18 protein-coding genes are annotated in these 20561 nt (G+C 61.3%); 16 read left to right on the plus strand and 2 right to left on the minus strand.

Going from position 1 to position 20561, the window contains the following annotated elements; translation table 11 throughout:
• Positions 1-159: 159 nt before the first annotated feature.
• From K0B93_RS11400 to K0B93_RS11410, 3 genes are all read left to right on the plus strand, one after another.
• Positions 160-1380, plus strand: a complete 1221-nt coding sequence (locus K0B93_RS11400) for a multidrug effflux MFS transporter (protein ID WP_219867326.1) — start codon at positions 160-162, stop codon at positions 1378-1380.
• Positions 1381-1484: 104 nt separating this feature from the next.
• Positions 1485-1982, plus strand: a complete 498-nt coding sequence (gene tpx, locus K0B93_RS11405; protein WP_219867327.1) for a thiol peroxidase — start codon at positions 1485-1487, stop codon at positions 1980-1982.
• A 179-nt stretch (positions 1983-2161) separates the two neighbouring features.
• Positions 2162-3451, plus strand: a complete 1290-nt coding sequence (locus K0B93_RS11410) for an MATE family efflux transporter (RefSeq protein WP_219868100.1) — start codon at positions 2162-2164, stop codon at positions 3449-3451.
• Here K0B93_RS11410 and K0B93_RS11415 read toward each other — a convergent pair.
• Complete coding sequence (locus tag K0B93_RS11415) at positions 3437-3862, minus strand: thioesterase family protein (RefSeq protein ID WP_219867328.1); 426 nt, start codon at positions 3860-3862, stop codon at positions 3437-3439. The genes K0B93_RS11410 and K0B93_RS11415 overlap by 15 nt on opposite strands.
• Positions 3863-4031: 169 nt before the next feature.
• On the opposite strand from K0B93_RS11415, the gene K0B93_RS11420 reads away from it, so the two are divergent.
• The 4 genes from K0B93_RS11420 to K0B93_RS11435 all read left to right on the plus strand — a co-directional run bounded on the left by K0B93_RS11420 (position 4032) and on the right by K0B93_RS11435 (position 8858).
• The gene (locus tag K0B93_RS11420; protein WP_219867329.1) at positions 4032-5669 is read left to right on the plus strand and encodes an MBL fold metallo-hydrolase; all 1638 of its coding nucleotides are present in this window, start codon (positions 4032-4034) and stop codon (positions 5667-5669) included.
• Positions 5670-5902: 233 nt separating this feature from the next.
• On the plus strand, positions 5903-7315 hold the full coding sequence (locus K0B93_RS11425; RefSeq protein WP_219867330.1) for a M14 family metallopeptidase: 1413 nt from the start codon (positions 5903-5905) through the stop codon (positions 7313-7315).
• Positions 7316-7361: 46 nt separating this feature from the next.
• Positions 7362-8306: a DMT family transporter gene (locus K0B93_RS11430; protein WP_324124832.1), complete on the plus strand. Its 945-nt coding sequence runs from the start codon at positions 7362-7364 to the stop codon at positions 8304-8306.
• Between the two features lie 15 nt (positions 8307-8321).
• A complete protein-coding gene (locus tag K0B93_RS11435; protein WP_219867331.1) occupies positions 8322-8858 on the plus strand; it encodes a carbohydrate-binding protein in 537 nt (178 codons plus the stop codon).
• Position 8859: 1 nt separating this feature from the next.
• On the opposite strand, the gene K0B93_RS11440 is transcribed toward K0B93_RS11435, so the two are convergent.
• Positions 8860-10056: a MalY/PatB family protein gene (locus K0B93_RS11440; RefSeq protein WP_219867332.1), complete on the minus strand. Its 1197-nt coding sequence runs from the start codon at positions 10054-10056 to the stop codon at positions 8860-8862.
• Between the two features lie 204 nt (positions 10057-10260).
• Here K0B93_RS11440 and K0B93_RS11445 point away from each other — a divergent pair, with 204 nt between their 5' ends.
• From K0B93_RS11445 to K0B93_RS11485, 9 genes are all read left to right on the plus strand, one after another.
• Complete coding sequence (locus K0B93_RS11445; protein ID WP_219867333.1) at positions 10261-11148, plus strand: AEC family transporter; 888 nt, start codon at positions 10261-10263, stop codon at positions 11146-11148.
• A gap of 12 nt (positions 11149-11160) precedes the next feature.
• Positions 11161-12051, plus strand: coding sequence for a prenyltransferase (locus K0B93_RS11450; RefSeq protein WP_219867334.1), 891 nt, complete (start codon positions 11161-11163; stop codon positions 12049-12051).
• A gap of 179 nt (positions 12052-12230) precedes the next feature.
• Positions 12231-14738, plus strand: a complete 2508-nt coding sequence (locus K0B93_RS11455) for an acyl-CoA dehydrogenase (protein WP_219867335.1) — start codon at positions 12231-12233, stop codon at positions 14736-14738.
• Positions 14739-14984: 246 nt separating this feature from the next.
• Positions 14985-15758 (plus strand): ABC transporter ATP-binding protein, encoded by a 774-nt coding sequence (locus K0B93_RS11460; RefSeq protein ID WP_219867336.1) that lies wholly within the window; start codon positions 14985-14987, stop codon positions 15756-15758.
• On the plus strand, positions 15748-16467 hold the full coding sequence (locus tag K0B93_RS11465; RefSeq protein WP_219867337.1) for an ABC transporter ATP-binding protein: 720 nt from the start codon (positions 15748-15750) through the stop codon (positions 16465-16467). The genes K0B93_RS11460 and K0B93_RS11465 overlap by 11 nt, the downstream gene beginning before the upstream one ends.
• Positions 16468-16531: 64 nt before the next feature.
• The gene (locus tag K0B93_RS11470; protein WP_219867338.1) at positions 16532-17749 is read left to right on the plus strand and encodes an ABC transporter substrate-binding protein; all 1218 of its coding nucleotides are present in this window, start codon (positions 16532-16534) and stop codon (positions 17747-17749) included.
• Between the two features lie 42 nt (positions 17750-17791).
• Positions 17792-18682 carry a branched-chain amino acid ABC transporter permease gene (locus K0B93_RS11475; protein WP_219868102.1) on the plus strand — a complete coding sequence of 297 codons (891 nt, stop codon included), beginning with the start codon at positions 17792-17794 and terminating at the stop codon, positions 18680-18682.
• A gap of 7 nt (positions 18683-18689) precedes the next feature.
• Complete coding sequence (locus tag K0B93_RS11480; RefSeq protein WP_219867339.1) at positions 18690-19610, plus strand: branched-chain amino acid ABC transporter permease; 921 nt, start codon at positions 18690-18692, stop codon at positions 19608-19610.
• Positions 19611-19622: 12 nt separating this feature from the next.
• Positions 19623-20561 (plus strand): ornithine cyclodeaminase family protein, encoded by a 939-nt coding sequence (locus K0B93_RS11485; RefSeq protein ID WP_219867340.1) that lies wholly within the window; start codon positions 19623-19625, stop codon positions 20559-20561.

Raw genomic sequence — 20561 nt, forward strand, 5'->3', positions numbered from 1 at the left:
CCTCTAGACTCCTAGCTTACAGTCCGTCGGCAAGGTAAGACAGGGCTTTCCGAAACCCGCTCAAGCACATCCCTGCGACGCTTGAGCTCCGCCATCCATGGCTCCGCACGGTTTCGGAAAGCCCTGCCTCACCTCGCCTGCTCTAACTTCAGGATTCCCATGCTTACTTTAACCAGTGTCTGGACAACCATTCTGCTCGCCGCCGCCGTGGCGCTCGGGCCGCTCGCCACCGACATGTACCTGCCGGCGCTGCCGCAGATCGGGAGCGACTTTGGTACCGGAACCGATCAGGTCCAGCTGACACTGAGCCTCTACATGGTTGGCTTTGCCCTGGCCCAGCTTATCTGCGGCCCCCTGGCCGACCGCTTCGGCCGCAAGCCGATCATGATCGGGGGCTTCGTGCTATTCGCTATCGCCAGCATTGGCTGTGCTCTTGCCACGAACATCGAAACCCTGATGCTGTGCCGGTTCCTGCAAGCCCTGGGCGGTTCGGCAGGCCCAGTTCTGGGCCGCGCCGCGATCCGGGACATTTATACACCCCGTGAAGCCGCCAGGATCCTCGCCATTCTTGCCAGTATCATGGCGCTGGCACCGGCCATTGCTCCCACCATCGGCGGCTTCCTCGTCGCCGGCCTCGGCTGGTCGTCCATTTTCCTGGTCCTCGGAGGCTATGCCCTGGTGATGGCTGTCGTAGTGGCATTTGGCATACCCGAACCCATGCGCCCGGAATATCGCCAGCCGCTCAAACTCTGCAGCCTGCTGCGCAACTATCGAAGCATTGGCACCGACATCAGCTTTCTTGGCTACACCCTGACCAACGCCCTGATTTTCTCGGGCCTGTTCGCGTTTCTGTCGGGTTCGTCGTTCGTGCTGATCGACTTCCTGGGTGTGGCACCCGAACACTTCGGGCTGTTCTTCGCGTGCATGGTGGCCGGCTTCATCACCGGCAACCTGTCCGCCGTTCGCCTGGGCAGCAAACTGCTGCCAGACCAGATTCTGGTACGAGGACTGGTCATCGCGGTTGCCGGTGGCGGTTTGATGGCAGGGCTTGCCCTGGCCGGGGTTTACAATGTTTGGGCGGTCATTCTGCCCCAGACCCTGTTCATGCTCGGCACCGGCATGGTGCTGCCCCAGACCATGGCCGGCGCGATGGCCAACTTCCCGCGCATGGCTGGCTCGGCATCCGCCCTGTTCGGCTTTGCCCAGATGGCCGTTGCGGCCGGAGCCGGCATACTGGTGGGCCACCTCCACGACGGCACGTCACTCGTGATGGCCGTGGTCATTGCGGTCTGCGCCTGTGCTGCCCTGGCCAGCTACCTGCTGCTGGTCCAGCGCCATCCGGCAGCGGATTTCGAACCCCAGGGTGCCTCCGCGCCATAATCGCCGGCCAGAGAACCGATCGGGTGCAAGATAGTCCAAACTGGACTACAAAGAGTAAATTGAATAACTCTGATTCCCACGCACCCGATAGCTAAGGAAAGGTCATGAGCAAGGTAAATCTCGACGGCAACCCCATTGAACTGAGCGGCAGCTTCCCGAAACCGGGGGACAACGCGCCGCCCTTCACCCTCACCAACAGCGGCCTGGAAGAGGTCAAACTGGACCAGTGGGCCGGCAAGCGCAAGATTCTCAACATCGTCCCCAGCGTAGACACCGGCGTGTGCGCCGCTTCCACCCGCAAGTTCAACGAAAAGGCCGGAAGCCTCGAAAACACGGTCGTCCTGGTCGTCTCAGCGGACCTGCCATTCGCCGCCGCCCGTTTCTGCGGCGCCGAAGGCCTGAAGAACGTGATCACGCTGTCGACTTTCCGCAATTACAGCTTCCAGCAGGACTACGGCGTCGCCATCCAGGACGGTCCGTTGGCAGGGCTGTGTGCCCGTGCGGTGGTCGTGCTGGATGAGGACAACAAGGTCATGTACAGCCAACTGGTCGATGAGATCAAGGATGAGCCGGATTACGAGTCCGCGTTAAAGGCACTCTGACACGCCCGAACGGGTCGGGCTGACGGCGTATCCTGCGGCGTCAGCCCCGACCAGCACGTCGCCACCGAAACCTGGCCCCAAACCTGTTAAGATCCGTTCCCCATTTCGAACCAAGGCCGCACCCTCATCCCGTGAGCAAACCACCCGAGACCGCCAGCCTGCCCCGTCAGCTCTACACCATGACCTGGCCGATGCTGTTTGGCGTGCTCTCCCTGATGACCTTTCAACTGGCCGACAGCGCCTTTATCGGCCAACTGGGCCGGGATCCCCTTGCAGCCCTGGGCTTCACCCTGCCCATGCAGCAGCTCATCATCGGGCTGCAGGTGGGGCTCGGCATCGCCACCACGGCGATCATTTCCAGAACCCTGGGCCAGGGCGACGAACTCCGTGCCTTTCGCCTTGGAGGGCTGGTAATCACGGTCGGCGGCAGCCTGGTGTTCGTGCTGTGCCTGGGCCTGTGGTTCCTGCAGGAGTGGATCATGACCGCGCTCGGTGCCGAGGAGTCACTGCTGCCCATGATCCGCAGCTACTGGGTGCCCTGGCTGATTGCCGCCTGGGCCGGCGCCACCCTGTACTTCGGCTACAGCGTCTGTCGCTCCCACGGCGACACCAAACTGCCGGGCTACATGATGGTCGCCACCAGCCTGCTCAACATCGCGCTGGATCCGCTGTACATCTTTGTCTTCGACTGGGGCCTGCCCGGTGCGGCCTGGGCAACGGTCACCTCCTTTACCATGGGCTGCCTGGTGATCTACCCCAAACTTCTTAAACGACACTGGGCCCGATTCGATCTCGGCCAGCTTGCCCTGGGCCAGGCGCTGAAACAGCTCAACGGCATTATGGCGCCGGCCATGGTCAGCCAGTTGATGCCGCCGGCCTCGGCCATGCTGGCTACCGCGATGGTGGCGGGTTTTGGGTCGGCTGCGGTAGCGGCCTGGGGGCTGGGAACGCGGCTGGAGTTTTTCTCGATCGTGGTGGTGCTGGCGCTGACCATGTCGATGCCACCGATGATCGGCCGGTTGCTGGGCGCTGGGGATATTGAGCAGATCCGGAAGCTGGTGCGCATCGCGGTAAGGTTCGTGGTCGCCTGGCAGCTGGCCATCGGCGTGACCTGGCTGGCCGCCTCAGGGCTGGTGTCGGAGCTGTTCACCCGCGATGCCCAGGTTCAGGACACCCTGGCCGGTTACCTGCTTCGAGTGCCGCTCAGTTACAGCGGCCTGGGTGTGTGCATGCTGATGGTTTCGGTATGCAACGCGCTGGGCCTGGCCATGCGCGCGCTGTTGGTGTCGACCCTGCGGCTGTTCCTCTGCTTTCTGCCGCTGCTCTGGCTCGGCAGCCAGCTCAACGGCATCTTCGGGCTGATGAGTGGCGCCCTGGTAGGCAATCTGTTTGCCGGCGTCATGGCCTACAGTTTTTACCGCGCGGGCATGACCAAGCTGCGCACGGCCCCGGTGTCAGCCAAAACGTGACCGGAAGCTTTCAGGCATTGGCGACACTTCCTTGCGCTGGTAGTTGAAGAACACAAAACCGTACTTGGCCAACGCAACGGGCTGGCCGCTTTCGGCCTTGGTAACCCGGAACACGAAATCGCCACCGTACTTGTTGAAATCCATCAGTCCGACTTCAAAACGGAGCATTTCCGGGAAGAAGGATTCCGACTGATACATCGTGGCCAGATCGGTCACGATGATGCCGATCCCGTCGTGGCCAGCTTCCTGGATACCGTAGTTCACCAGGAACTGGGCCCGCGCCTCCGACAGCATGGATATCAGCGCGTCGTTGCCCAGATGGTTGGCGCCATTGATGTCGGTGATGCGCACCGGCATGTTGGTTTCGAAGTAGAAGACGTCATCCGGGAAAGCAAGTTTGATGCGGGCCACGTTGGGTACCTGTCTGGCTGGGGATTCGTATGACAGGGCGCATAATACGCGTTTGGCCTGCACTGTTCATCTTGTGGTGAATTCAGTTATCTTGCTTATTTATGCCTTTTCGCCCAGCCCCCGGGAAGTGGTGACTGGGCGCACCCATACAGCTAATAACAGGAAAACTATGGATATTCGCCCTGCGGCCACTCTGGTTCTGACTCGAGATACGGAAGACGGTGTTGAAGTGCTGCTGCTTCAGCGCACCTGGGATGCGGTGTTTCTTCCCGGCTATTTCGTATTTCCGGGCGGAGCGGTGGATCAGGGGGAATACCGGGCCCGGGCGCACGCGGTCGGTCCTGAGGATACCGAAATCAGTCAGATCATGAGTCTGGATGAAGGGGGCGCGGACTACATGCTCGCCGCCGTGCGGGAATGTTTCGAGGAAGCCGGCATTCTGGTGGCCGTCGATGAGAACGGCCAGACCATAGGCGCGGATCACCCCGCACACGGGGACCGCGATGCGGTGTTCCGGGGCGAACTGGGCCTGGCGGACCTGTGCCAGCGTCACGGGCTGACGATTCCTCTGGACCGGCTGGCGTACCTGAGCCACTGGACCACGCCGCCGGGGCCACCCCGGCGCTTCGATACCCGGTTCTTCGTGGCCGCGGCACCTGAAGGCCAGGTGGCCAGCCACGACGGCACGGAAACCATCGAGCACCTGTGGATCAGCCCCGAACAGGCGCTGGAAGATCATCGCAGTGGGCGTCGCCTGCTGGGGCTGCCAACGCTGCGGACCATGCGCGTGTTGAGCGATTTCCAGACCACCGGGGCGCTGATGCGCTACGCCCATGCCAATCCGCCCGAGACCTACCCCAGCAAACCATGGCCGGCAACGAAGAAAGGCAAGCCGGTTATGCTGGAGCCGGGGGCACCCGCCTACGACGAGGCCACCCGGCTCGACCCCGAGGGCGAAGGCAGTACCCGCGCCGAAATCGTTCCGGGCGAGCCGGTCGAGATCGCCGCCGGCGTGGTTCGGCTGACCGCGCCCAACCCAGGCATGATGACTGGGCCGGGTACCAACACCTACCTGCTGGGCCACGAACGCTTTACCGTGCTGGACCCCGGTCCGGATGATGCCGTGCACATCGAACGGATTCTGGAACTGACCGGTGGCGTGATTGACCAGGTGGTGGTGACCCATACCCACCCGGATCATTCACCGGCAACGGCGCCTCTCAAGGCAAAAACCGGATGTCGCGTGTTCGGTCTGCCGGCACCCGAAGGCCCCTCCCAGGACCGCACGTTCGCGCCGGATGACGAGCCCGAACACGGCGACCTGATCGTGACCGAGGCCGGGCTTCTGAAGACCCTGCACACGCCGGGCCACGCCTCCAACCACATATGTTACCTGCTCGAAGGCCCCGACCTGCTGTTCTCCGGCGACCACATCATGCAGGGCTCAACGGTGGTGATCAATCCACCGGACGGCGACATGAAAGCATACCTGGACGCCCTCTACGACCTGCTCGGGGAATCGATCGGGGTGATTGCCCCGGCGCACGGCTTTCTGATGGGCTACCCCGAGGCCGTGATTGATTTCCTGATCACCCATCGGCTGGCCCGGGAGCACAAGGTCGCCACGGCGCTGAAACAGCACGGCCCCGTCACGCTGAAGGATCTGACAACCCAGGCCTATGACGACGTCCCGGCGGCCATCCATGGTCTGGCTGCGCGCTCGGCCCTTGCCCACTTGCTGAAACTGGAAATTGACGGTCGAGCCCGACAAAAAGAAGAACTCTGGCACGCCACCGGCAAAACCTGAACGGTGGCGGTAACAAAATCACAACCAGAACTCGCAAAATCTCCATATTGTTAACCAGCTTTAACGGGTATAACGGGGCTAGCTGTATAAGCTAGCACCTGGGCAACGTTTGCACAGGAACCCGAAAAAGACCGGCATTTCATGAAGGTGGCATTAAACCTTTGTCACAGCTGTATTCATGACCGCCAGGGGGCCTCTATCCTTGAGCGCATTCTGACGACCCGTGAGGAACTATGCTGTTGCACTGGCATTACACACTGACACCACTCCGACTGTTCGCCTGCACGGTGGCGCTGGGCCTGCCATGCCTCGCTGTGGCCGAAACCTCCAGTACCAACGCCGAAAAGAACGAGGAAACCCGGGTCGCGGTGCTGGCCGAGGACGAGAATGTCGAGGACGTTGAGCGCTCACAGCCGCGTCGCAAGGACACCGACCCGACCGCATCTGCCACCAACAGCACACAGCCGGCAACGGACACCGAGTCTTCCGACGCAAAAACCGGGGCCAAGAAGGTTGCGCCAAACATTGACCTGAAAGAGGTCGCGTCGCCCCACGAACCGGAATTGAAGGCCGATTCAGCGGCTCCGGCTGAGTCGGAAGTCGCAACCACGCCGGCCGAGGACAGTGAGATCCGACCCGGCGAGGAAACCTCAGGCATGGTGCCGATGGAACCTGCCATTCAGCCAGCCAAGAGCTTTACCCTGCTGGACACCGAGATCCTGCCCGGCACCTCCACCCGTCTGGCCTGGTCGCCCGGCATCCAGATTGCCGGTCTGTCCCAGCCCACGCCGGTGCTGGTGGTGAATGGCGCCAATGCCGGTCCCACCCTGTGCCTGACCGGTGCCATCCATGGTGACGAGCTGAACGGTATCGAGATCATCCGGCGCACCATGTACGACCTGGATCCGGAAAAGCTGTCCGGCCGCGTGGTGGGCATTCCGATCGTCAACCTGCCTGGCTTCCAGCAGGGCAGCCGCTACTTGCCCGACCGTCGTGACCTCAACCGGCATTTTCCGGGCAGCCCCGACGGAAGCCTTGCCGATCGCATTGCCCACTCGCTCTTCGAGAACATCATTCGCCGCTGCAACATGCTGGTGGATATCCATACCGGGTCACTCAAGCGCACCAACCTGCCGCAACTGCGGGCCGACATGAACAATCCGGACGTCGCCACCTTTACCCAGGGCTTTGACCGCATGGCGGTGGTCCACAGCTCCGGGTCACCGGGCATGCTGCGCAGCGCGGCGGTGGAAGCCGGTATTACCACGGTCACGCTGGAGGCGGGCGAGTCACATCGCATCCAGGAACACCAGATTGAAGCCGGGGTGAACAGCCTCACCAGTCTGATGGAACGTCAGGGCATGATTTCCCGCATGTTCGTCTGGGGCGACCCGGAGCCGGTCTACTACGATTCCGACTGGATCCGTGCCCAGCATGGCGGAATCCTGTTCAGTGAAGTGGATCTGGGCGCCCGCGTATCCGAAGGCGAAATTCTCGGGTACGTGGCCGATCCGATCACCAACGCCCAGTACCCGATCCGCTCCAGCAGTAATGGTCGGATCATCGGTATGGCGGTGGATCAGGTTGTGATGGCGGGCTTTGCCGCCTACCACATTGGTACGGAGGCAGAAGTTCCGGGAGAGTAGTATCCTGTGCGTTTTTCCTGACCAAACCCGAGCAACGGGAGTAAGAGTGTCTTCAGAAAACGCCGGACTGCTATCCCGAATGCCTGGCCTGGCTTACGTCGGGCTGGTCCTTACCCCCCTGTTCTGGGCCGGCAATGCCGTGGTCGCCCGCGGCACCGTTGACGACATTCCGCCGCTGTCCATGTCGTTCTGGCGCTGGGTCATTGCGCTGGTCATTCTGCTGCCCTTTGGCCTGCCTGGCGTCTGGCGCCACCGGCAGATCATCCGGCAACGTCTGGGCTCGATGCTGGCGCTCGCCACCTTCAGCGTCGGTGCCTTCAATTCCCTGCTTTACTTTGCCGCCACGAGCACCACCGCCACCAACATTGCCCTGATCAACGCCACCATTCCGATCTTTGTCGCGCTGATGTCCTGGATCCTGCTCGGGGACCGGACCCGGCCGCTGCAGGCCCTGGGCATTGCACTCGCGGTCCTCGGTATTCTGACGGTTGTGGCCCAGGGCGACATCGCGGTACTGACCGGGCTCCGGGCCCAGCCGGGCGATCTGATCATGGTGGCCGCGGTGTTCAGTTGGGGGTTATTTTCAGTGCTTCTGCGCCGCCAGGCGGTGCCCCTTCCGGCGCTCACCTTCCTGACCACGCAGATCCTGCTGGGCACACTGGTGATCCTGCCCTTCTATCTGACCGATCTGGTGTACTTTTCCGGCGGCTTCAAACTCTCCGGAGATACCCTGCTTCCGTTACTTTACTTTGCCATCTTCCCCGGCATCCTCGCTTATGGCTTCTGGAACCACGGCGTACACGCCATAGGTCCCTCGAAAGCCGCAATTTTCATGTACCTGACTCCCGTCTTCGCGTCTGTCCTGGCTGGCATTTTCCTGAAGGAATCGCTCGGACTATTCCATGTTGTCGGCGGACTGCTTATTCTGGCAGGTCTGGTTCTGGCAACCCGGGCCGGTCGACAGGCAGCGGCCTATCGCGAGTCGGGCTGAGACAAGGAGACCATCATGTTTGGTAAACCGAACCCACAACTGTTCGTTTCTGTTCTGCTGCTGCTCGTTGGCCTGGGGCTGACCACCACGGCACACGCCGAACCCTGTGACCCCGAGAAATCGGGCTGGGAATCCGCCAGCTTGTATCGTGCGGAGGCCGTGGTCTTTCACGACGGCCAGTGGTTTCAGGCCCGGCAGATCAGCGAGGGCAAGGAGCCCGGTATCAGCTTCGACTGGAAGGAACTGGATGAGGTCCCGGACTGTGACGCCGAACAGATGGCGAAGCAGGAGCCGGTTGAGGAGAGCTCCAACCCTCCGGCCGGTAACCCGGCGCCCGGCGACGGCAGCAACCCGTCAATATGCCAGACACCCGAGCAGTGGCGGTTTGCCTGGGACTACACCGAGGGCAACCTGGTTACTCACGGCGGCATGGTGTGGGAGGCGTCCCGGAAGACCAGCGGCGACATGCCCGGCATGAACGAACCTCCGCGCTGGCGCAAGGTCGAGGATCACTGCTCGCTGAAACGGAAACTGGACCTGGAAACCCAGTAACTCAGGGGCGCGTGCCCAAGGCGTTTTCAATCCGGTCCAGCACTTCGGTCAGTACCGACCTCGGGCATCCAATGTTCAGCCGCATGAATCCGGAGCCCGGGTCGCCGAAAGTCAGCCCCGGGTTCATGCCCACTCCGGCCTCCTGGACAAAGAAACGCTTGAGCTCGGCATCGGTCATGCCCAGCTCGCGGCAATCCAGCCACATCAGGTAGGTGGCTTCCGGGGCCGAGACCCGAATGCCGGACAGACGGCCGTTGACCGCCTCCTCAACGTAATCCCGGTTAGCCTGCAAATATTCCCGAAGGTCGTCCAGCCAGGCGCCACCGTCACGGTAGCCCGCCTCAAAGCCGGCCACGCTGAACGGGTTGCACTGGGTCATGTGCAGGGTCTGGAACACGCCTTTAAGGGCGGCGCGACGTTCCGCATCGGGGATAACCAGCGCTGACAGGCCCAGTCCCGGCATGTTGAAACTCTTGCTTGGCGCCACGGCCGTGACCAGCGCGTCGTCCTGCTCCGCCAACGTCGCCAGCACTGAATGTCGGGGCCCGTCGTCAAAGGTCAGGTCACAGTGGATTTCATCGGACAGCACCACCAGATCGTGCTTTCTGGCGATGGCCAGTACCGCCCGCAACTCTTCCTCGCTCCAGACCCGGCCAACCGGATTGTGGGGCGAACACAGCATCAACACCTGGGCATCCGGCCGGGCCGCGCACTGCTCCAGATGATCCAGATCCATCCGGTAGCGACCCGGGCCGGCACCCGGTCCCTCCTCAAGCACCAGCGGATTCTCGATCACGGTTCGGCCGCTCTGGCGAACCGAACTGAAGAATGGCGGATACACCGGAGGCTGGATAATCACGCCCTGACCCGGTTCGGCGTAGGCCATGCAGGCGGCGTGGAGCGAGGGCACCACGCCGGGCGCCATCAGAATCCAGTCGCGCTGGATGTCCCAGCCGTGACGGGCGCGAAACCAGTGGATCATGGCTTCGTAGAGGCTGTCCGGGAACAGGGTGTAGCCGTAAACCGGGTGCCGGGCCCGCTCGACCAGGGCCCTGGTAACAGCCTCGGGGGCGGCAAAGTCCATGTCCGCCACCCAGACCGGAATCACATCCTCACGGCCAAACACGGCCTTCCGGGCATCGAACTTCACCGAGCAGGTGTGGTCACGGGCAACGGGCTGATCAAACGGACTGGTCACAACATACTCCCTGACAGGCGGTCATCGCTTACTGTAATGGCCCGTATTGTGGGGCCAGGGTCCGGCCACCGCAACCGGGGCCCGGACGGCAGGGGCCTCCTGCTTTGGTCGAACACCGGCGAATAGTGCTTGCCCAGTCAGTGTGATACTTGCGAACCTAACCGTTTCTGTCTTGGACCACTGTCACTCCTGTCGGAGCCTTCAATGATTGCCCAGATTCTTTCCACGATGTTGCCGGTCTTTGTTATCGCCGGCTGTGGGGCTCTCTATGGCCGTTATCGCACCCCCGATATTCAGGGCCTGAACATTCTCAACATGGAACTGTTTGTGCCCATGCTGGTGTTCGCGGTGCTGGCCGACCAACAGGCTCCGCTGCAGGAATACGCCCGCCTCGCCCTCGCGGCAACCGTAGTGGTGCTGGGCTCCGGCATCGTCCTCTACCCGGTGGCGAAAGTGCTGAAGCTGAACCTGAAGACCTTCCTGCCGCCAATGATGTTCAACAACTCCGGCAACATGGGTATTCCATTGCTGGTTCTGGCCTTCGGCGATGCCGCTCTGCCCGCGGCGGTGGTCCTGTTCATTGTCGAAATGCTGCTGCATTTCTCGGTCGGCTTGTACATGCTCGACCCTCACACCTCCATTGTTCAGCGACTGAAGCTCCCCATTGTGTTTGCCAGCATCGCCGGCCTGGCGGTCAATCTCGGCGGCGTGCCCCTGCCGGCATGGTTGCTGGAAACCCTGAACATGCTGGGCGGGGTGTGCATTCCGCTGATGCTGTTTGCCCTTGGCGTGCGGATGCTGGATGTCGATTTCAGCGACTGGAAACTGGGCATGCTCGGTGCCATCGCCTGCCCCGCCAGCGGCCTGATCCTGGCCTGGCCGATGATTCAGATCCTCGATCTGCCCGGACTGCAGGTGGCATCGCTCTGGGTTTTCGCCGCCTTGCCACCGGCGGTGCTGAACTATATGGTCGCGGAGCAATACCGGCAGGAACCGCACAAGGTGGCGTCGCTGGTGCTGCTCGGCAACCTCGGCAGCCTTGTGGTCATGCCGATCGTCCTGGGACTGGTGTTCGCCGAAGGTTATATCTAGGGAAAGAAAGCCATGGCCGAGAGCGCTGCGGTTATCCGGGCGTCACGCCCGAATTTTCTGATTCTTGCCCCGCTGTGCGCGGGCCTGGGGATCGCCGTTGCCTGGCGTCAGGGTGAACCGGAAAGCCTGGTCGACACCCTGCTGGTGTTGCTGGGCGCTGTACTTGCCCATGCGGCGGTCAATCTGTTTAACGAGTACGAGGACTTTCTGTCCGGCCTGGATCGGATCACCCGGCGAACGCCCTTTTCCGGAGGCAGTGGCGCCCTGCCCCGGCACCCCTCGGCGGCGAATAAGGTCTTGGCCGCTGCCCTGGCAACCCTGGGTCTGGTCATCACAATTGGGCTGTATTTCCTGTGGCTGCGCGGGATGTCCATGTTGCTGGTGGGAGTGGTCGGAGTCCTGCTGATCCTCACCTACACCCGTTGGCTCACGCGCTCGCCGTTGCTGTGCCTGCTGGCACCAGGACTGGGTTTCGGGCCGGTCATGGTGTTGGGGGCCCTCATCGCCCTCGGCGCCCGGATCGACGCCACGGGCATTCTGGTTTCACTGATCAGCCTGTTCCTGGCGAGCGAACTGCTGCTGATCAACCAGATTCCCGACGCCGAGGCCGACCGTACCGTTGGCCGCCGACACCTGGTTGTTACCCGGGGCCGCGCTGCGGCCGCCCGGCTTGTGCCCGTCCTGCTGGTCGCGAATTACCTCGCCATCGTGCTCGGTTTGCTCACCGGCTGGCTGCCACCGATCACCGGCTTTGCCCTGCTAACCGCCCCGTTGGCTTTCTGGGTCAGCCGACACCTGGCCCATGCCCTGGACCAGCCGGACCGTCTCAACGCCGTTCTCGGCGCCAACGTCGCCACGCTGCTGGCGACCCTGGCGCTTCTGGTAATCGGACTCTGGCCCTGACCCGGCCATACAGCCTCCAGCCAGTAACCACCCGACGTCGGTTCCGGTTTTGCCACTTCCCGCCATTTCGGTCGTAAATGTTCACAGTGCGTGTCGCTGCCAGCTTGCAACTGGTCGAACTTTGACCGAAGGTTAAGAACAAATCTGGTTGATTTTATTCGTGAAATGGAGGTCTTCCCATGAGTGTTCTGTTACTGCTGATCAGCGCCCTGGTCCTGATCTACCTAGGCATTGGCGGTACCACCGCCGCCGCCATCATGACCATCGCGACGGTGGTTGGACTGTTTCAGGACCATTGGCACATTATCAGCATACTCTGCGGTGGCGCGCTGCTGGCTCTTGCCTTGATTCTGGTGCTGCCCGGCGACCTGCGCCTCAACAAACTCAGTCGCCCGCTCCTGGGCTGGGTGCGCAACCGTTTGCCATCGCTTTCGGACACCGAAGCGGAAGCCCTGAAATCCGGCTCCGTCGACTGGGATGGCGAGCTGTTTTCCGGCAAACCCCAGTGGAACAAACTACTCGATGCCCAACCGGCCCACCTCAGCAGCGAGGAGCAGGCGTTCCTGGACGGGCCTGTGGAAAAACTCTGCGCAATGCTGGACGACTGGAAAATCACCCATGAACAGTATGACCTGCCGGACAAGGTCTGGAAGTTCATCCGGGAAAAGGGCTTTTTCGGACTGGTGATTCCCAAGGAAGATGGCGGCCTCGGGTTTTCCAACACCGCACACTCCGAGATCGTGATGAAGATCTCCACCCGCAGCGTCTCGGCGGCGGTCACGGTGATGGTGCCCAACTCCCTCGGTCCGGGCGAGTTGCTGATGCACTACGGCACCGACGAGCAGAAACACCACTACCTGCCCCGCCTCGCCGACGGCGAGGACATTCCCTGCTTTGCCCTGACCTCGCCGGTGGCCGGTTCGGACGCGGGCGCCATCCCGGACAAGGGCATCGTCTGCAAGGGCGAATGGAACGGCAAGGAAGTGCTGGGTCTGAAGGTTACCTGGAACAAGCGCTACATCACCCTGGCGCCGGTGGCGACGCTGATCGGCCTGGCCATCAAGGTCTATGACCCGGACAAACTGCTGGGCGGCGACGAAGAGGTGGGCGTGACCTGCGTGCTGGTGCCCCGGGAGACCGAGGGTGTAAATGCCGGTGCCCGGCACCTGCCGATGAACACGGTGTTCATGAACGGCCCGACCTGGGGCACCGACGTGTTCATTCCCATGGACCAGGTGATCGGCGGCCAGGACATGCTGGGCAAGGGCTGGACCATGCTGCTGGAATGCCTGTCCATCGGCCGTTCCATCTCCCTGCCGGCCCTGGGCACCGGTGCTGGCAAAGTTGCCAGCCTGGCGACCGGCTCCTACGCCTACACCCGGGAGCAGTTCGGCCGCTCCATCAGCCAGTTCGAAGGCGTGCAGGAAGCACTGGAGCCCATTGCCGGCTACACCTACATGATGGATGCCGCGCGCCTGCTGACCTCTGGCATGCTGGACCGGGGCGTGCGGCCATCGGTGCCGTCGGCCGTGCTGAAGTACCGCAACACCGACCTGATGCGGGAAGTCATCAACCACGCCATGGATGTGGTTGCCGGCCGCGGGGTGATTACCGGGCCGCGCAACTTCCTGGCCCGGGCCTACCAGGCCGTGCCCATCGGCATCACCGTGGAAGGCGCCAACATCCTGACCCGCAGCCTGATGATCTTTGGTCAGGGTTCGATCCGCTGCCATCCGTTCATCGTTGAGGAAATCGAAGCCGCCGGGATGGAGGACCAGGAGCAGGCCGTCAGGAAATTCGACGGTATCTTCTATCGGCACCTCGCCCACACCACCCGCAATGCCCTGCGTGCGCTGATGCTTGGGCTGTCACGGGGATGGCTGGAATCGGTGCCCCGGCAGGGCGACATCAAGTCCAGTTACCGACAACTGGCCCGGTTCTCGGCCGCGTTTGCGTTGATGACGGACGTCACCCTGCTGACGGTCGGCGGAGGTCTCAAGGCCCGACAGAGGCTGTCTGGCCGCATGGCCGACTGCCTGACCCATCTGTACTACGCCACGGCCGTCATCAAGCAATGGCATGAAGAGGGCTACCCCGACGACCAGCGACCGCTGGTGGAATGGTGCCTGCAAACCTGCCTGCGGGACCTGCAGGCGTCCATGCGCGAAGCCATCATCAACTTCCCGGTGACCGCCCTGCGCTGGCCCCTGCGCCTCCTGGTGTTCCCGCTGGGCGCGACCGGCCTGAACGGCCCGGATGACAAGCTGGGAGCCCAGGTTGCCGAATCCATCGTCAAGGACACCCCGGTTCGGCAGCGGATCAGCCGGGGCACGTTCGTGACCATGGATCCGGACGACCCTCTCGGACGCGTACTGAATGCTTACAAGCTCGCCCACGAAACCGTCGACATGCGCAGCAGGCTGCATCAGGCCATCCGTAACCGGGACGAGGACGAACTGGACGGCATTGCCCTGCTGATGGGCCATCAGCGCAAGGAGTTGGTGGACTGGGCCTGTGCCCAGGGCGTGGTGAAGGAAGAGGAGTGCGATCAGCTGCTGGAAGCCCTGACCGCGCTGTACGACGTTATCCGCGTGGATGCCTTCGACGGCGAGGGGCTGAAGGCCCTGTCCCGGTGCGCCAAGGGTAAGCGCAAGGTGGTGGAACGCGCGCCGAAAGACGAAGAGTAACAGCGAGGAATCACGGACCGGAAAGCGGTCCGTGATTCATTCCAGATTATTGATTTATCCCCCTCCTTTATTCCCCGCCTAATGCTTTCGTCTATCTGACCCAACTTGACAAGATCGTCGTCCGGCATCTTTACTGAAATGCGTATACGGCATATCGAAATGCCGATTTATGACAATGAAAGGTAATAAAAACAACAACCGCCAGTGCCTGAATCACAGTCCACTGGCCTGACGGGGGTGCTTTCAGTGACCGATTACGCCCGGAAACCGGCCACTATTCTGGAAACCCATGGCCTCACCAAAGACTTCAAGGGCTTCACAGCCGTCAAGGACATCAATCTCAGCGTCCAGACAGGGTCGATCCATGCCCTGATAGGCCCGAATGGGGCAGGCAAAACCACCTTCTTCAACCTCCTGACCAAATTTCTGAAGCCGACATCCGGCCAGATCATTTATGACGGCAGGGACATCACCCATGCCCGGCCAGCGGGCATTGCCCAGCGCGGATTAATCCGGTCATTTCAGATCTCTGCCGTGTTTCCCCATCTGTCGGCCCGGGAGAACGTCCGCATTGCCCTGCAACGGAAACTGAACGTGTCCTATCACTTCTGGCGCCCGCTGCGAATTCTTGACCAGTTGAACGAGAAGGCGCAGGCGACGCTGGAGCAGGTTGGCCTTGGCAAGTTTGCCGACGTCAAAGCGGTGGAACTGCCCTACGGGCAAAAGCGGGCACTGGAAATAGCCACCACTATTGCCCTGGAACCAAGGTTAATGCTTCTGGATGAGCCCACCCAGGGCATGAGTTCGGAAGATGTGGGCACGGTGACTGACCTGATCAAGCGTGTGGTCGAGGGCAGAACAATTGTGATGGTGGAGCACAACCTGAATGTGGTTGCAACGCTCGCCGACCGGATCACTGTGCTGAACCGGGGCGAAATCCTCGCGGAGGGCAACTATGACGAGGTCTCCAACAACCCTGAAGTGATGGAAGCCTACATGGGAACCACCGATGCAGCCTGAGCAGAAGCCGGAACTACTGCGGATTGAGAACCTGCACGCCTGGTATGGCGAGTCGCACATACTCCATGGCCTGAACCTGACCCTGCACGAGGGTGAAGTCATTACGCTGCTGGGCCGGAATGGCTCCGGCCGGACAACAACCCTGAAAGCCATACTCGGGCTGGTCAGCAAACGTACCGGTTCCATAAAGGTCCACGGTACCGAAATCATCCATATGCCCACACACCGGATTGCCCATGTGGGCAAACTGGGGTACTGCCCGGAAGAACGGGGAATTTTTGCGTCTCTCAACGTCGATGAAAATCTGGAGCTGCCACCGGTCATCGCCAAAGGCGGACTGTCGGTGGATGAAATCTACTCCATGTTTCCGAACCTGAAAGAGCGTCGCAAAAGCCAGGGGTCCAAGCTCTCCGGCGGTGAACAGCAGATGCTGGCGATTGCCCGGATCCTGCGCACCGGAGCCAACCTTTTACTCCTGGACGAGATAACCGAAGGACTTGCCCCGGTGATCCTGAAAGCCCTGGACGATGTCATCCGGAAACTGAGGGAAAAGGGCTTCACGATCATTCTGGTGGAACAGAATTTTCGCTTTGCCGCGCCTCTGGCGGATCGGCACTACGTGATCGAACACGGTCAGGTCGTTGAACAGATTGATGCGGCCGATCTCGAGGCCAAAAAGGAGCAGTTGAACAGACACCTGAGTGTCTGAGCCTGTGGGCCTGGACCGCCTTTATGGGTCCGACCCGGAATCTAATAACAAAAGGAAACCCACTATGTTCAAGCACTGGAAACAAGGACTGGTCGCCGCTGTGGCTGCAGCGACCCTCGCAATGCCTTTATCCGCAGCCGCGGAATTGTCGGACGGCAAGATCAAAATCGGGGTACTCAGTGACATGTCCGGGGTCTACAAGTCCCTGGAAGGTCCGGGTGCCGTAATCGCTGCCAAAATGGCCATCGAAGACTTTGGTGGCTCGGTAATGGGCAAACCCATCGAAGTCATCTCTGCTGATCACCAGAACAAACCGGATATTGGCGCCAGTACGGCCCGGGAATGGATCGACGCCGAAGAGGTGGACATGATCACGGCCCTGGACAACTCTTCGGTGGCGCTCTCGGTGCAGGGCCTCGCCAAGGACAAGAAAATCATCACCATGAACACCGGGGCTGGCACCACCGCACTGACCGAAGAGCAGTGCTCGCCCTATGGCATTCACTACGTCTACGACACCCATGCCCTGCCGGTGGGTACAGCCACCGCCATGGTCAAGAACGGCGGCGAGAAATGGTTCTTTATCACCGCGGACTATGCCTTCGGCCACTCACTCCGGGATAACACCGGTGCCGTGGTGGAGAGCCTGGGCGGCGAAGTGGTCGGCAACGTCAACGCACCGCTTTCCACCAACGACTTCTCCTCCTACCTGCTGCAGGCACAATCGTCCGGCGCCGATGTTATTGGCCTGGCCAACGCGGGTCAGGACACCGTGAACGCCATCAAACAGGCCAACCAGTTCCGGATTGTCCAGAGTGGCCAGAAGCTGGCTGGCATGCTGGTGTTCATCACCGATGTGCACAGCATGGGGCTGGATATTGCCCAGGGTCTGCAATTCACCACCGCCTTTGTCTGGAACCAGAATGAAGAAACCAAAGCGTGGTCAGAGCGCTTCCACGAGCGCCACGGTGCGATGCCAACGATGGTGCATGCCGGCGTGTATTCGGCGGTGAGCCATTACCTGCAGGCCGTCAAGGACACCGGAACCGACGATTCCGACACGGTCCGCGCCAAGCTCGGCGAGATGACCCTTAACGACATGTTCGTGAAGGGCGGAAAAATCGCCCCGAACGGTTCCATGCTGCACGACATGTACCTGGTGGAAGTGAAAAAGCCGTCGGAATCGAACAGCGAGTGGGATCTGCTCGATGTGGTCTCCAAGATTCCTGCAGACCAGGCCTTCATCTCAATGGCTGACACCAAGTGTTCGCTGGTTAACTAACACGGTTTGACCATCACTTAAGGGGAGATAGCCAACGTGTCGATGCAGGTCATTCTGGCCCAGGCGCTGCTTGGGCTTAATGTCGGTGTGTTCTACGCCATGTTGAGCCTCGGGCTTGCGGTGATATTCGGACTGCTGAACATCATCAACTTTGCCCACGGCGCCATGTACATGCTCGGTGCCTTCATCGCATTGATTGGCTACTCGTTTCTGGAGCAGTGGCTCGGGATCAGCGTCCAGATCGGTTTCTGGGCGTCACTGATTCTGGTGCCCCTGCTGGTCGGACTGCTGGGGGTTCTCATTGAGCGCCTCCTGCTCCGACGCCTGTACGATCTCGATCATATCTACGGGTTGCTGCTGACCTTCGGCATCACGCTGATTCTGCAGGGCCTGTTTTCCAACTATTTCAACGTCTCCGGCACGCCCTACCCGGGCCAGCCGGAGAGCTTGAGCGGCGTGGTCAATCTCGGTTTCATGTACTTCCCCACCTACCGCTTGTTCGCCATCATTTTTTCTCTGGTTGTGTGTTTTGCCACCTGGTTCTTCATTGAACACACGAAACTCGGCTCGCGGCTGCGGGCCGGTGTCGAGAACCCGGACCTGACCCAGGCGTTTGGCCTCAATGTGCCGCTGATGATCACCCTGACCTTTGCCTTCGGCGCCGGCCTCGCCGGCCTGGCCGGCGTGCTGGCAGCACCGATTTACTCGGTCAGCCCGCTGATGGGGGCCGACCTGATCATCGTGGTGTTCGCCGTCGTGGTGATCGGTGGCATGGGTTCCATCATGGGTGCCATTCTCTCCGGCCTTGCACTCGGCCTGATTGAGGGGCTGACCAAGGTTATCTATCCACCCGCCGCCAGCACCGTGATTTTTTTCCTGATGGTCCTGGTGTTGCTGTTCCGCCCCGCGGGACTGTTCGGTAAGGAAAAGTGAGCCGCTCATGACCAACCGTATCCTGTTCATACTGATGCTCGTTGCCGGCCTGACTGCACCGCTCTACGCCTATCCGGTGTTTGTGATGGACCTGCTTTGCTTCGCGCTGTTCGCCTGCGCTTTCAATCTGTTGCTGGGTTATGCCGGACTCCTGTCCTTTGGTCATGCCGCCTTCTTCGGCGGTGCGGCCTACATCACCGGGTATGTCACCAAGGAGTGGGGGTTTTCGCCATTGCTGGGTATCCTGGCGGGGACCGGGTTTACCCTGGTGCTCGGCGGCATCTTCGGCTTTCTGGCGATTCGCCGGCAAGGCATCTATTTCGCCATGGTCACCCTGGCACTGGCACAGATCATCTATTTCATGGCGTTGCAGTTGCCCTTTACCGGTGGCGAGAATGGACTGCAAGGCATTCCTCGGGGCGAGCTCTTCGGGTTTATCGACCTCAACAACTCGCTCGCCATGTACTATTTCGTGTTCGCCATTTTCCTGATCGGATTCGGCATCATCCACCGCACCATCCATTCGCCTTTTGGTGAAGTGCTGCAGGCCATCCGGGAGAACGAATCCCGCGCCCTCTCGCTGGGGTATGACGTCGACCACTTCAAGCTGCTGGCCTTCGTCATCTCCGCCACCCTGGCGGGGCTGGCCGGCGCCACCAAGGCGATCATTTTCCAGTTTGCCGCGCTCACCAGCGCCCACTGGCAAACCTCCGGCGAGGTGATACTCATGACCCTGGTCGGCGGCCTGGGAACGGTTTTTGGCCCGGTACTTGGTGCCATCACCGTGGGCGCCCTCAGCCACGAGCTGTCAGCCTTCGGCTCCTGGGTCCAGGTGATCCTGGGCACTATATTCGTGGTCTGTGTCATGACATTCCGACGTGGCATCATCGGTGAGATCCAGCGACTGGCCAGCCGTAAACAGAGTTAAAGGTTACGTACTATGCGAGTCATTTCTGCCCAGGAGGTGGCCGGCGCTCTGGCGTGGCCGGCACTGATCGAACGCCTCGCCCGTACTTTCCGCCAGGGCGTGGAAGCGCCACCACGACACCATCACGCCATGCACCGGCCGGACGGCGAGGCTACCATGCTGCTGATGCCAGCCTGGGAACCGGCGGGGTATATCGGCATGAAAATGGTCAACGTATTCCCGCAGAATGCGAACGCAGGCCTGCCGGCCATCTCGGGTCTCTATGTTTTGTGCGAAGGCCTGCACGGCACCCCCCTGGCCTGCCTTGATGGCAGCGCGCTGACCAGCCGACGTACCGCAGCCGCCTCGGCCCTGGCTGCCCGGGAGCTGGCTCGGAAAGACGCATCATCCTTGTTGGTGGTAGGAACAGGGAAACTGGCACCCATGCTGATTGAAGCCCATGCCACCGTGCGCCCCATCCGCAAGGTACGGATCTGGGGCCGTAATCCGGACAAGGCTGCCGCGCTGGCTGAACGTTTCAGCGACCGTTTTGACTGTGAAGCGGTGAAGGACCTGGAAACCTCCGTTCCGGCAGCAGACATCATCAGCTGCGCGACCCTGTCGAGCGAACCTTTGGTCAGAGGGGAGTGGCTGCAACCCGGGAGTCATCTGGATCTGGTCGGTGCGTTCCGGCCGACCATGCGGGAAACCGATAGTGCGTGCCTGACACGCAGCAAGGTGTTCGTGGATACTTACGCCGGTGCCATGGGCGAGGCGGGAGACCTGCTTCAGGCCATTGATGAAGGCGCATTCCGTGAGACCGATGTGAGCGCCGACCTGGCGGAATTGCTACGCGGCGACAAGCCGGGACGTACGGATGACCAGGCCATTACCCTGTTCAAATCCGTGGGCGCCTCGCTGGAAGACCTTGCCGCCGCTATTGAGGTATGGGAAGCCCTCGAAACTACCTGA

It is taken from the genome of Marinobacter sp. F4218, from assembly GCF_019443085.1.
GTDB lineage: Bacteria > Pseudomonadota > Gammaproteobacteria > Pseudomonadales > Oleiphilaceae > Marinobacter > Marinobacter albus.